Annotated in this window: 1 protein-coding gene; it reads left to right on the forward strand. The window is 36.8% G+C overall.

All coding sequences use genetic code 11. The features are described 5' to 3' along the window. The coding region (locus Q4528_RS15270; protein WP_303522550.1) for a Rossmann-fold NAD(P)-binding domain-containing protein at positions 1–247 on the forward strand (247 nt) is incomplete at both ends.

A 247-nucleotide genomic window follows, 5' to 3' on the forward strand; every position in this document is an offset into this window, starting at 1 on the left:
GGCATGTACCGTACTTGGCGCGGTGAATCTAAGGTTAAAGAAGTTGGTGTAGCCACTGTATGTTGGACACTAAATCAGATTATTTTAGGTGCTATTTATTACATTTCAGACCACTCAGTTAACTACGATAATACTTTATTTATATATTGGTATTTTATTGGCTTGGTGTCGTTAGTTGTAATACGTTTTAGTATTAGGCTGTTGTTAAATAAGTACCGTGCCAAAGGCGGTAACCAACGTCATGTAG

It is taken from the genome of Staphylococcus pasteuri (assembly GCF_030547725.1).
In the GTDB taxonomy this organism is placed as follows: domain Bacteria; phylum Bacillota; class Bacilli; order Staphylococcales; family Staphylococcaceae; genus Staphylococcus; species Staphylococcus pasteuri.